Genomic DNA, 12,359 nt, shown 5'->3' with positions numbered 1-12,359 from the left:
GGCAACAAACATCTTTCATCAAAGACATTCATTGCTTAAAAGCAGAGACAAGGGCATCGGAGCGAAAGATACGGCTATTCAATCCAAAACTCTTCTTTTTTAGGAGGGAAAAAAAAATGCTTGTTGGAATAAGGTGAATATGCACGGACATAAAATTTGGAGCGACTCGGAAAATAATGGAGCAAGCGTAAAAAGCCTTCTCCTCCTTCAGGAGCCCCCTGATAGTCCGCCAATAATTCATAAACAATCCGATCAGGAGTCCCATCATGATCATCATCAATTTTTGTTTTTAATAACTCACTGTCATCATAATGGCCGCTCAAAACGATTTTTACATTTGGATTCTTTTTGACGATATTGCGAAATATACGATTTCCAACCAGCGTTCGTTTTCCATTTTTATGCAAATATTTATGGACAGCTATGATTGCTGTTCGGTCTGAATGACGTTTTAAGACTTCGTTCATCCAGCTGATGCTGTCTTTGTCAACATGCCAGCCGATATACAAAAAAAGAAAATGTTGATGTCCGAGCGTAATTAAATCGTAATGCCCTCGATTATTCCGATATCCCCCACCGTAATAAGGCTTCGTGAAAAAACGATCTTTTCCAAAATATTGATGAAACATTTTATATGATTTTCCTTTTACTAAATCGTGATTGCCCGCAAGCACTCCATAAGGAATAGACACCTGTTCCAGTTTTCGGAACATGCGGTCTGCTTGAACCCACTGCTGTTTCTTTTCCGCACGGTTGACAATATCACCGGTATGAACAACATATTGTATATTCCAATTATCACGATTTTGCACAATCCAGTCCATTTGATTACGAAAAATATGAGGGTATTTTTCCGAATAGTATTGAGTGTCTGAAAGCCATACGATCGTGTAGACGTTTGAATCATTTGGCGAAGCTGCAAGCTCAAAGCTAGGAAATGCGGGAGATAAAATCATGAAAACAAAAATAATAAGAGGAAAGATTTTTTTCATTTATATCACCTATTCGTATCATTCCCGAAACGATAGGAGATATGAATGAAAAAATCTTTTTCATTAGTCTTTAAAACGGTTCATAAACACCAATTGAATGAGCAGATTCAAAAATGAAATGAAGATGGAGGCGAGGAGGGCAGTTCCAAAGCCATCAATATTAAAGGCATCTCCCATTATTGCCTGGGCAATCATCAACGTAACTGCATTGATGACAAATAAAAATGTTCCGAGAGTAAAAACCGTAATCGGCAATGTCAATAATATTAGAAACGGCTTCACAAAAACATTTAACACTGACAAAATCATACTAGCTACAATAGCCGCTCCAACTCCGCTTAAATAAAACGAATCAAAGAACCCAGCTACAACAATCAAAATCAGTGCATTTAATAAAATGCTTGTCAACCATCTAATAAACATCGAAATTCGTCCTTTTCACTTTCTATTTACAAATTATTATAACACTTTCTATGTGAAAGTATGAAACAGATTGACATTTTTTCACTATTCTGGTAACATTCTTTACACAAATGGGAAAGGAGTTGATAGGCTTTATATTTTCTGAATTTTCATATTTTGCTTGCCCTAGACGACTCGTCTTTCTGTCCTGACGTAAACGTTTGTTTATTTTAACAGAAAGGAGGGGCAGCAGTTCAAATGAACTCATTGTATCTTTTATCTGATTACCTGTTAATGAAAGCCTATTATGAAGCCATTCAAATCGAGGCTAGTGAAGAGTTTATCGTTTTATTAGAAGAAGAAATTGTTAGAAGAGGAATTGTCCTTTCCTCTCCTAACATAAATGTACAATAAAATTAAACTCACGGAGAAAATTATACCATTTTTTCGTTATTTTGTAAAACGAATTTTTCTTGAATTGGAATGGATGTTTCATGATCGTTTATATAATTTTTTCTGAAAGGGGTTGTTACATAAGCAGAAAACTGACTTATGGACAGCCCTTCATACGTTATGACACAATGTAAGAAAAAGGCCGTTCTCCTTTCTCGAACGATGTCAGGGCATTTTTTCATGCTAAATAAATTTAATTTTTTGCTAGAGAAATATGTTTTCATTTATTCATTAGCACAAATTGTGTGCAATTAGGTGGAAACTGGCATTTGCAATGAACGCAGCTTTTGTACAAAAGCTGCGAATTTTTCATTTGTCCACCAAGCAATTATCACGAAACGCGCACTGCTGTATCATATTAGTCCACACTTTGTTCGTAGCACAATTCATGACTTTATATAGGAAAAATTTCACCAAATCGTATCTTCATCTATAAAAGAAACTGAAGGACAACCGAAAATTTAAATAGTGTGGCAACTAGTCCGAAAAGCCATGAAGCGATCAATGGATAAATTTAAAACAATTAATTATCTCGACCTAATTTTTTTGTAAAAAGACCCCACAACGTGCAATATTTACACATGTGGGGCTTCTTTTTTTCAATTGGTTCAATGTCATTTGGTGTTTTTTTAATATTTCCGTAAATTAGGAAAATTCCATCCAATTATGCAGTTGTTTTTAGATCCATCCGTTTTTCATAACGGCTCATTTTCTTTTCGAGTTTGGCAAATATGACTTCACATACCCAACAAATAATCCAGTAGATGATCGATGCAACTAAATACATTTCTAAAAATTTATATCCATTATTTGCTATAATTCTTGTAATGGCTAAAATTTCTACGACTTTTACAGCAAAAGCTAAAGATGTTGCTTTGATCAGTCCAATAAACGTATTGCCTAAATTCGGAAAAGCCACAACGAATGCTTGAGGCAGGACGATTCGATATAATCCTTGTGCAGTTGTCATGCCAACTGAGTACGCAGCTTCCATTTGTCCAGCGTTTACTGCATTGATCGATGCGCGGAATATTTCTGCCTCATAAGCAGCTGTATTGATTGTATAAGCAATTAATGCATAAATCATCGTCGGAACTTCATCCGCATTTAAATTCAATCCGAAATGACGATTAAGAAAATCAAACAATACCGGAACACCGTAGAAAAAGACGTACAATTGGACAACTAACGGTGTTCCCCGAATAAAAGAAATATAAACAATGGACAATTGATTTAGTACAGGAACTTTATATATTCTGCAAAGAGCAATAAGCAGCCCGAATACAAGTCCAAGCACCATCGCAACAATGGCAATCGTCAATGTCACTGGCACACCTTTTAACACTTCAGGCACTTGCTCTAAAGCAAATTTAAAATCAATAGTTGTTGCCACGAGTTATCACGATCCTTAGCAAAAAATTACTTAGATAAACTAACTCGACCTTTTTTAAACACTTTTTCGGCATAGCCGATAATACCTTCAATGAGGATACAAGTACCCCAATATACAAGAGAGATCACGACATAAATCTCAAACATTCCCATACCATGATTATTCCCTAAAATAATTCGAACTTGCCCCATAATATCAATAATACCGATCGAAAAGGCAAGTGATGTATCTTTTAACAATTCAATAATATTATTGCCTAAATTAGGCAATGAAATGACAAAAGCTTGGGGCAAAATAATTCTCCTTAGAGCTTGTGTATACGTCATGCCAACGCTGTATGCTGCTTCTAATTGCTCCGTGCCGACAGCTAAGTAAGCTGAACGGATAACTTCTGATAAATAGGCTGCTGTATGAAATGAGAATGTAATAATAACAAAAACAAGTCTGTTCCAACTATTAATATCAATATTAAAAACTAGCAATAATTGAGGCAGTCCGAAATAGACAAGAAACAGCTGAACTAATAACGGAGTACAACGTGTGAATGACAAGTAAAATGTTGCAATTCCATAAAGGATAGGCGGTTTTTGGATTCGAATAATCGCGATAATAACACCTAAAATTAAAGCGAAAAATAAAGATGTGACCAGCATGAACAATGTTAGAGGGAGCTTATCTAACACTTTCAAAAATAAATCTGCCCAATCTTGTAAACTCGTGTTAATTTTGCTCACCACCTTCATTAAGAAATATATACGAATTTAAATATACCGTATTGAATGATTAATTAATCATTCAATACGGTTTTTGATTATTTCTCGTATTGGAATCCTTCTTTTTTAATATAGTCAAGGTCTTTGAAAAAGTCTACACCAAACCATTTCTCAGCAAGTTTCGGAAGCGTACCGTCTTCAATCAATTCAGCAGTTGCTTTGTCAATTTTCTCAGCTAGTTCTTTATGTTTTTTGTTATAAACAATATAAACCGGCTCTTTCGAAACGATACCACCTATTTTCAAATCCAACTTAAGCTCTTTTTGAAGAGCATCAAATGTAGTTTTGTTCAAAAATACAGCATCTGCTTTTCCTTCAGCAACACGTTTTAAGTTATCTGCTGCTGATGGATTTTCCATACTTTCAATCTCGATCGGATTATCTGGATTCTTTTCATTGTACCCGTTTAAAATAGCACGAAGTCCACCGCTTGGCGCCATTGGAGCGAGTTTTTTATCAACCATATCATCTAACGATTTAATATCATTTCGATCTGATTTCGTTACTAATACAGTTAAAGAGTATCCATACTCATGTTCTGGATAAAGGAATTTCTGTTCTCTTTCCGGATTTTTGAAAAACCAGTTAATCGCAAAATCGAATTTTCCTGTGTCAACCCCGATTAAATTCGATTCTTCTTCTCCAAACGTATACTCAAACTTGTATTCTGGCAATTTCTTTTCAATTTCCGCTAAATAATCCATATCATAACCGATAGGTTTATTTTGATCATCCGTATATAAAAATGGTGGATTTACTTCATCACTTAATGCCACTTTAATCACTTTTTTGCCGTCATCAGTTTCTTTACTTTCACTGTTCGAACAACCAGCGATGACGAAAATAGATAAAATGAATAAAAAGAATTTTGTCCAAATACGTTTACGTTTCATGCAGTAATTTTCCCCCCCATGTAAATTTTAAAATAGTATATTCAGGCACTATAAGAAGCCTTTTTTAAAATAGTTTTGTACGCTCATGCTTTGGATGAACTAATATTTCTTGAGGCGGTCCCTGTTCAATAATGGCGCCGCCCGCCATGAACACAGCACGATTCGCTACCTCATGAGTTACGATCACCATTGTTTTGCCTTCATCGGCAATTTTTTTAATAATCGACAGAACCTCTCCAACCATCTCAGGATCGAGCGCAAGAAGTAGGTTCATCAAATAAAATGACGGAAGGGTTTAAAGCAAGTGTCGCGCTATACCAACACGCTGCTGTTGACCGCCGGACAGCTGGCTAGGATAGTCATTCATTTTCTCTTCCAGGCCAACTTTTTTAAGTAAATCAATGCCAATTTTACGCGCTTCGGCAGCTTTCATTTTCTTTGCAACGATAAGACCTTCCATTACGTTTTCCAGCACCGTCTTATTTTTAAATAAATTATAATGCTGAAAAACCATTGCGGTCTTTCGTCTTAGCGTTAAATGTCTTTTTTTGACGCATGTTTTCCTTCGACGGAAAACCCATCAATAGTAATAGTACCTCCGTCAGGTCTTTCTAAATCATTCATACATCGAAGAAGGGTGATTCTCCCAGATCCGCTTGAATCGATAATAACTAGGACATCCCCTTTGTTTACTTTTAAATCAATTCCTTTAAGAATTGAATTTTTTTAAAGCTTTTTGAATGTCCTTTAATTCGATTATACGAATCACCTCTCTTTATTATCAAAAATATCAAAACATTGGGTTAATTGAATAATCTAAACTATAACACAACTATTCCTAGTTGTAAAGTGTGAATTAAATTGTTATAATGGAAAATGTTCGTAAATTTAATAGTTCATTGAACCTATTAAAATATTAATCTGAACAGAGTTTGCTTAAGGAAGTGTGGAACGTGTCAAAAAAATTATTTGTGAAAACGGATGCGCAAAGATTGTGGATCGAAAAGCTGTTAAAGCATGAAAAGTCGTTTAAAAGTCATTCTAGGGAAAGCGATGAAAAGACAAAGTTTCCAAAAGAAAATATCCAAGCGCTTGTCAATATGGGGTATACGAAGCTCTCGCTGCCAAAAGAATATGGAGGCGGCGGCATTGGTGTCACAGATCTAGTTCTATTCCAAGAAACCATTGCTAGCTTTGATGGTGCTACAGGCCTAGCCATCGGTTGGCATCTGGGCGTCGTTGGGGAGTTGTATGAGAAAAAACTTTGGAGGGAAGAAAAGCTTGCCTCTTTTGCAAAAGAAATTTTAAACGGCGCTTTGGTGAACAGAGCAGTTAGTGAAGCAAAAACAGGCAGTCCAACCCGCGGCGGGCGCCCTGAAACGGAAGCAGTGAAAAGAGATGGCAAGTGGATTATTTCGGGCAGAAAGACATATACTACTATGTCACCTGTGCTGACACATTTTCTTGTATCTGCATGGGTTGAAGAAAAGGAAGGAATTGGATTTTTCTTAATTGAACGAGAAGCAAAGGGATTATCAATTGAAAAAAATTGGGACGTTATCGCCATGAGAGGAACAGAAAGTCACGATCTTGTGTTAGATAACGTTGAAGTAGCAGAAGAAAATTTTGTAGAGCTAAACCATGGACCGAGAGGAAATACAATAAATGGTTGGATTCTGCATATTCCCGCTTGTTATTTAGGTATTGCACAGGCGGCGCGTGATTATGCAGTGAAATTTGCGACAGAATATTCTCCAAATAGTATAAGCGGAACCATTAGCCAATTGCCAAATGTACAAAATTTAATCGGTCAGATTGACTTAGAATTAATGAAAGCTAGACATTTCTTGTATAGCGTAGCGGAAATTTACGATGATGAAGCACGCCGTCCATACATTACAAACGAGCTTAGTGTTGCGAAGCATATTGTGACGAACTCAGCCATCAACATTGTCGATAAAGCGATGAGACTAGTTGGAGCAAAAAGCCTTCAACTGTCTAATCCGCTGCAGCGATATTATCGTGATGTGAGAGCAGGGCTTCACAATCCGCCAATGGATGATATGACGATTTCTAAATTGGCTCAAACAGCCATTCAAGAAATGGAAAATAAATAATTTATATAATGCCTTCTTTTCACAGGGACTGATTTTAAAAAAAATGATCCAAGGCCGTCAAATATGGTTTTTTGGGTCAGCTTTTTTATGAATTAGCAATGCATCAAAGATATTCAATATATTCGGTAATTGTAGACATCGTGAGCACAATAACTAAGACGCCAGAAAATCCGATTCATAGAGTCTTCAAAATTATGAATTTGAATGAATGAAAGGAGAAACATCAGTTTATAAAAAAAGAGCCCTTTGTCACACAAAGGGCTCAACTCTGTTTTATGCGAAAAGGGGAAAGTATGTTCATATATCAAAGAAAATCAGTATTTCCTCGATTTTTCGCTGAAAGGGCTAGTAAAAATCTACAACTCATCTCCTGAAAACCGACGGAATAAAACCATCCGTTTCAGGAACATTCTTCGTCATTTAAAAGAGACTGGCAACAGCCTATTTAACTGTTTGCCGCTGCCTCTTTTTTCAAAATTAAATTTTTCATTCTCTCCCGATCCCGATCCAAAATCGGTTTTAAATATTTTCCTGTATAAGACTGTTTCGCTTCTGCCACTTCTTCAGGGGTACCCGTTGCAATGATTGTTCCTCCGCCGTCCCCGCCTTCTGGTCCAAGGTCGATGATATAGTCAGCGGATTTAATCACATCTAGGTTATGCTCAATTACAAGAACCGTATCTCCGTTTTCAACAAGCCGATGCAAAACCTTCAAGAGCCTTGCAATATCGTCAACATGCAGCCCTGTTGTCGGTTCATCTAAAATATACAGCGATCTTCCAGTAGATCTGCGATGCAGCTCTGAAGCAAGCTTTATCCGTTGTGCTTCCCCTCCGGACATTGTCGTAGCCGGCTGACCAAGTTTCATATAACCAAGTCCTACATCGTAAATGGTTTGCAGCTTCCGTTTGATTTTTGGAATATTTTCAAAGAACTGAAGTGCGTCTTCCACAGTCATTTCTAAAATATCCGCAATATTTTTTCCTTTATATGTGACTTCAAGAGTTTCCCGGTTATATCTTTTTCCGTGGCATACTTCACACGGAACATATACATCTGGAAGAAAATGCATTTCAATTTTAATGATTCCATCGCCTCGGCATGCTTCACAGCGGCCGCCCTTCACATTAAAACTGAAGCGTCCTTTTTTATAGCCTCTTACTTTCGCTTCATTCGTCGCTGCAAACACATCGCGAATATCGTCAAATACGCCGGTATACGTAGCTGGATTTGAACGCGGCGTTCTTCCAATCGGAGATTGGTCAATGCTGATGACCTTATCGAGATGTTCAATCCCTTTCATTTCTTTATAGGCACCAGGTTTTGTTTTACTGTTATTCAGCTTTTGCGCCAAGCCTTTTTGCAATATTTCATTGACTAACGTACTTTTCCCCGAACCAGATACACCTGTTACTGCCAAAAATACACCTAAAGGAAATTTGACATTTACATTTTTTAAATTGTTCTCGCTTGCTCCTTTTATTTCAATATACCTACCATCCGGTTTTCTTCTTTCGACCGGCAATGGAATGAACTTTTTCCCTGACAAATATTGTCCTGTAAGCGAACGGTCATCATTCATCACTTCTTTTGGTGTACCCGCAGCTACAACTTGACCGCCGTGCACGCCAGCTCCCGGCCCAATATCGATCAAATAATCAGCTGCAAGCATCGTATCTTCATCATGTTCAACTACAATCAATGTATTGCCGATATCCCGCATATTTTGGAGAGCACGGATCAGCCTGTCATTGTCCCGTTGATGCAAACCGATAGACGGCTCGTCCAATATATAAAGTACTCCAGTCAGTCTTGATCCGATTTGCGTGGCAAGACGGATTCTTTGAGCTTCTCCACCAGAGAGCGTACCGGCTGATCTGCTTAATGTTAAATAATCAAGACCTACCTCAATTAAAAAATTCAGCCGTTCTTTTATTTCTCTTAAAATCAAATTGGCAATTTTCATTTCTTTTTCTGTCAATGCCAATTGGTCAAAAAACTGATAGGCTTCACGAATAGACAATTGAGTGACTTGTCCGATATGGCGTCCGTTAATAAGAACAGCCAGACTTTCCTTTTTCAGTCGATGCCCTTTGCATGTCGGGCACGGCTGATTCGTCATATATTTTTCCATTTGTTCGCGTATGAAATCAGATGTCGTTTCTTTATAGCGCCGTTCTATATTGCGGACCACACCTTCAAATTCTACATAGCCTTCCCGGATTTGCCCGAAATCGTTCTCATAGCGAAAATAAATTTTTTCCCCGCCGCTTCCAAATAAAATTTTATCGAGCAGATGTTTCGGTATATCTTTAACCGGAATGTCCATATCAATACCGTAATGGTTGCAAACCGCTTGAAGAAGCTGCGGATAATATTGAGAGCTTGTCGGCTCCCACGGTGCAATTGCGTGTTCCTTTAATGTCAAGTTTTTATTTGGAATAACGAGATCCAAATCCACCTCTAGTTTTGAACCTAAGCCGTCACAAGCATGACAAGCTCCGTATGGGCTGTTAAAGGAAAACATCCGCGGTTCAAGCTCTCCAATCGAAAAACCGCAAATCGGGCAGGCATGATGTTCACTGAAAAGCAGCTCTTCGCCATCGATGATGTCAATTATGACTTTTCCATCACCTAATTTTAAAGCTGTTTCAATCGAATCGGTCAACCGGCTTATAATCCCCTCTTTCACGATCAGCCGATCCACAACGACATCGATGGAATGTTTTTTATTTTTTTCAAGAGAAATATCATCGGTAAGCTCCATCATTTCTCCGTCAATCCGCACGCGGACAAACCCTTGCTTTTTTATTTCCTCCAATGTTTTCACATGCATTCCTTTTTTTCCAGACACAATAGGAGCAAGAACCTGCAGTCTTGTCCGTTCCGGATACTCCATAATCCGGTCAACCATCTGTTCGATTGTTTGCGAAGAAATTTCTATCCCATGCACCGGACATGTCGGCCGCCCGACACGGGCAAAAAGAAGCCGTAGGTAGTCATAAATTTCTGTCACCGTTCCGACCGTTGAACGCGGATTTCTGCTTGTCGTTTTTTGATCAATCGAAATGGCCGGCGATAAGCCTTCGATCGCATCGACATCAGGTTTATCCATTTGTCCTAAAAATTGGCGGGCATAGGCAGATAAAGACTCCACATATCGCCGCTGTCCCTCTGCATAAATTGTATCAAATGCTAAAGAAGATTTGCCCGATCCCGATAAACCTGTTACAACGACAAGCTTGTCTCTTGGAATCGTGACATCAATGTTTTTTAAATTATGAGCGCGTGCACCTTTTACAACAATTTTATCCATTGCCATATCCAATCATCCTTCCGCTTTCATCTCCAAAATTAGATCGCGCAGTTCAGCAGCTCTTTCGAAATCTAATGCTTTTGCAGCTTCTTTCATTTCTTTTTCCATACGGGCTATCAGTTGTTCTCGATCTTTTTTCGACATTTTGTTCAGCTTCACAGCCTTTTCCGTTTTATATTCTGCTTCCTCTTCCGCTGCATATGTCGCCCTAATTACATCGCGAATATCTTTTTGAATCGTTTTTGGCGTAATGCCATGTTGACGGTTATATTCCTCTTGAATCGCACGACGCCGTTTTGTTTCGTTTATGGCGATTTCCATCGATTTTGTGATTGTATCAGCATACATAATGACATGCCCGTTTGCGTTCCGAGCCGCCCGTCCGATTGTTTGAATAAGAGAACGTTCCGAACGAAGAAATCCTTCTTTATCTGCATCCAAAATTGCAACGAGAGAGACCTCCGGAATATCAAGCCCTTCCCTGAGCAAATTGATCCCGACCAACACTTCATGTTTGCCAAGGCGCAGGTCGCGGATAATTTCAATGCGCTCGAGCGTTTTAATTTCGGAATGGAGATATGTCACCTTAATCCCGATTTCCCGCAAATAATCCGTTAAATCTTCCGCCATTTTTTTCGTTAATGTGGTCACAAGCACCCGCTCATTCCGTTTAACCCGCTTTTGAATTTCGCCGATTAAATCGTCTATTTGCCCTTCAACAGGTCGGACGTCAATGGTTGGATCTAAAAGTCCAGTCGGGCGGATAATCTGTTCAACAACAACCGGCGTATGCTCCAGCTCATACGGCCCAGGGGTGGCAGAAACATAAATGACATGTTTCATATGCTTTTCAAATTCCTCAAATTTTAACGGACGGTTGTCAAGTGCTGAAGGCAAACGGAATCCATGATCGACAAGCACTTGTTTTCTCGCCTGGTCGCCGTTGTACATCCCACGGATTTGCGGAATCGTCACATGCGACTCGTCAATGACGATCAAAAAATCATCTCCAAAATAATCTAAAAGCGTATAAGGAGTCGAACCGGGCGGTCTTAATGTAAGATGACGGGAGTAGTTTTCAATCCCGGAGCAAAAGCCCATCTCCCGCATCATTTCTAAATCATATCTTGTCCGTTGCTCGAGCCGTTGCGCTTCCAAAAGCTTTCCATTCTCCCGCAGTTCATGCAGCCGTTCCTCAAGCTCCTTTTCAATATTAGCAATGGCAATTTTCATTTTTTCTTCTCTTGTCACAAAGTGTGATGCCGGGAAAATCGCTACATGCTCCCGCTCTCCAATAATTTCGCCTGTCAGCGCATCAACTTCACGGATACGGTCGATTTCATCTCCGAAAAATTCCACGCGGATACAATGTTCATCGCGCGAAGCAGGGAAAATTTCCACTACATCCCCGCGCACGCGAAAAGTTCCCCTGCGAAAATCTACATCATTTCTTTCATACTGCACATCCACTAAACGGCGCAGCAAGTCATTGCGCTCGATTTCCATTCCTGTGCGAAGACTAACGACCAGCTCACGATATTCTTCTGGCGAACCTAAACCATATATGCAAGAAACGCTTGCGATAATAATAACATCTTTCCGTTCAAACAATGCAGAGGTGGCCGAATGTCTTAATTTATCAATTTCATCATTAATGCTCGCATCTTTTTCAATATACGTATCTGTTTGCGGAACATACGCTTCCGGCTGATAATAGTCATAATAGCTGACAAAATATTCAACTGCATTGTTCGGGAAAAATTCTTTAAACTCGCTATACAGCTGTCCGGCAAGCGTTTTATTATGGGCAATGACCAGCGTCGGTTTGTTCACTTCTTTAATCACATTGGATATCGTAAACGTTTTGCCAGTTCCAGTTGCACCTAACAATGTCTGATGTTTTTTTCCTTGCCTGATTCCCTCCACCAGCTCTTTGATAGCTTTCGGCTGATCTCCTTGAGGCTGGTAATTTGAAACTAATTCAAACCGATCCATGGAACATCCTCCAATTCAGAAACTT

The 12,359-nt window shown here is 38.8% G+C and carries 9 protein-coding genes and 1 pseudogene; 2 read left to right on the top strand and 8 right to left on the bottom strand.

Translation table 11 applies throughout. From position 1 onward, the window contains the following. Window positions 1-74: 74 nt before the first annotated feature. Both NSQ41_RS03740 and NSQ41_RS03735 read right to left on the bottom strand, forming a co-directional pair. Window positions 75-992: a metallophosphoesterase gene (locus tag NSQ41_RS03740; protein WP_066249048.1), complete on the bottom strand. Its 918-nt coding sequence runs from the start codon at window positions 990-992 to the stop codon at window positions 75-77. Between the two features lie 63 nt (window positions 993-1,055). After that, the gene (locus NSQ41_RS03735) at window positions 1,056-1,415 is read right to left on the bottom strand and encodes a phage holin family protein (RefSeq protein WP_063389178.1); all 360 of its coding nucleotides are present in this window, start codon (window positions 1,413-1,415) and stop codon (window positions 1,056-1,058) included. A 237-nt stretch (window positions 1,416-1,652) separates the two neighbouring features. Here NSQ41_RS03735 and sda point away from each other — a divergent pair, with 237 nt between their 5' ends. Beyond that, window positions 1,653-1,808 (top strand): sporulation histidine kinase inhibitor Sda, encoded by a 156-nt coding sequence (gene sda / locus NSQ41_RS03730; RefSeq protein ID WP_094245206.1) that lies wholly within the window; start codon window positions 1,653-1,655, stop codon window positions 1,806-1,808. A 703-nt stretch (window positions 1,809-2,511) separates the two neighbouring features. Here sda and NSQ41_RS03725 read toward each other — a convergent pair. The 4 genes and pseudogenes from NSQ41_RS03725 to NSQ41_RS03710 form a co-directional block, all read right to left on the bottom strand. Next, window positions 2,512-3,240: an amino acid ABC transporter permease gene (locus NSQ41_RS03725; protein WP_339194356.1), complete on the bottom strand. Its 729-nt coding sequence runs from the start codon at window positions 3,238-3,240 to the stop codon at window positions 2,512-2,514. Between the two features lie 26 nt (window positions 3,241-3,266). Then, entirely contained in the window at window positions 3,267-3,965 is a 699-nt protein-coding gene (locus NSQ41_RS03720; protein ID WP_235600504.1) for an amino acid ABC transporter permease, read from the bottom strand. Window positions 3,966-4,051: 86 nt separating this feature from the next. Beyond that, window positions 4,052-4,906 carry an amino acid ABC transporter substrate-binding protein gene (locus NSQ41_RS03715; protein WP_094245202.1) on the bottom strand — a complete coding sequence of 285 codons (855 nt, stop codon included), beginning with the start codon at window positions 4,904-4,906 and terminating at the stop codon, window positions 4,052-4,054. 64 nt (window positions 4,907-4,970) lie between these two features. Beyond that, window positions 4,971-5,666, bottom strand: a pseudogene (locus NSQ41_RS03710) (amino acid ABC transporter ATP-binding protein). A gap of 193 nt (window positions 5,667-5,859) precedes the next feature. On the opposite strand from NSQ41_RS03710, the gene NSQ41_RS03705 reads away from it, so the two are divergent. After that, window positions 5,860-7,023 (top strand): acyl-CoA dehydrogenase family protein, encoded by a 1,164-nt coding sequence (locus NSQ41_RS03705; RefSeq protein ID WP_339211029.1) that lies wholly within the window; start codon window positions 5,860-5,862, stop codon window positions 7,021-7,023. Between the two features lie 445 nt (window positions 7,024-7,468). Here the strand turns inward: NSQ41_RS03705 and uvrA are convergent, their stop codons facing one another. Together uvrA and uvrB are read right to left on the bottom strand one after the other, a co-directional pair. Next, the gene (uvrA, locus tag NSQ41_RS03700; protein ID WP_339211028.1) at window positions 7,469-10,345 is read right to left on the bottom strand and encodes an excinuclease ABC subunit UvrA; all 2,877 of its coding nucleotides are present in this window, start codon (window positions 10,343-10,345) and stop codon (window positions 7,469-7,471) included. Window positions 10,346-10,351: 6 nt separating this feature from the next. After that, complete coding sequence (gene uvrB / locus NSQ41_RS03695; RefSeq protein ID WP_094245199.1) at window positions 10,352-12,334, bottom strand: excinuclease ABC subunit UvrB; 1,983 nt, start codon at window positions 12,332-12,334, stop codon at window positions 10,352-10,354. Between the last annotated feature and the right edge of the window lie 25 nt (window positions 12,335-12,359).

This window comes from Aeribacillus sp. FSL K6-8210 (assembly GCF_037963925.1).
Lineage (GTDB): Bacteria > Bacillota > Bacilli > Bacillales > Aeribacillaceae > Aeribacillus > Aeribacillus composti.
The sequence above is the reverse complement of the archived record's forward strand: the minus strand, read 5'-3'. Positions and strand labels throughout refer to the sequence as shown.

Bases quoted from the DNA above. Each gene is read 5' to 3' on its own strand.
- sda (WP_094245206.1), top strand. From the start codon at position 1,653: ATGAACTCATTGTATCTTTTATCTGATTACCTGTTAATGAAAGCCTAT.
- NSQ41_RS03735 (WP_063389178.1), bottom strand. From the start codon at position 1,415: ATGTTTATTAGATGGTTGACAAGCATTTTATTAAATGCACTGATTTTG.
- NSQ41_RS03715 (WP_094245202.1), bottom strand. From the start codon at position 4,906: ATGAAACGTAAACGTATTTGGACAAAATTCTTTTTATTCATTTTATCT.
- uvrA (WP_339211028.1), bottom strand. From the start codon at position 10,345: ATGGCAATGGATAAAATTGTTGTAAAAGGTGCACGCGCTCATAATTTA.
- uvrB (WP_094245199.1), bottom strand. From the start codon at position 12,334: ATGGATCGGTTTGAATTAGTTTCAAATTACCAGCCTCAAGGAGATCAG.
- NSQ41_RS03740 (WP_066249048.1), bottom strand. From the start codon at position 992: ATGAAAAAAATCTTTCCTCTTATTATTTTTGTTTTCATGATTTTATCT.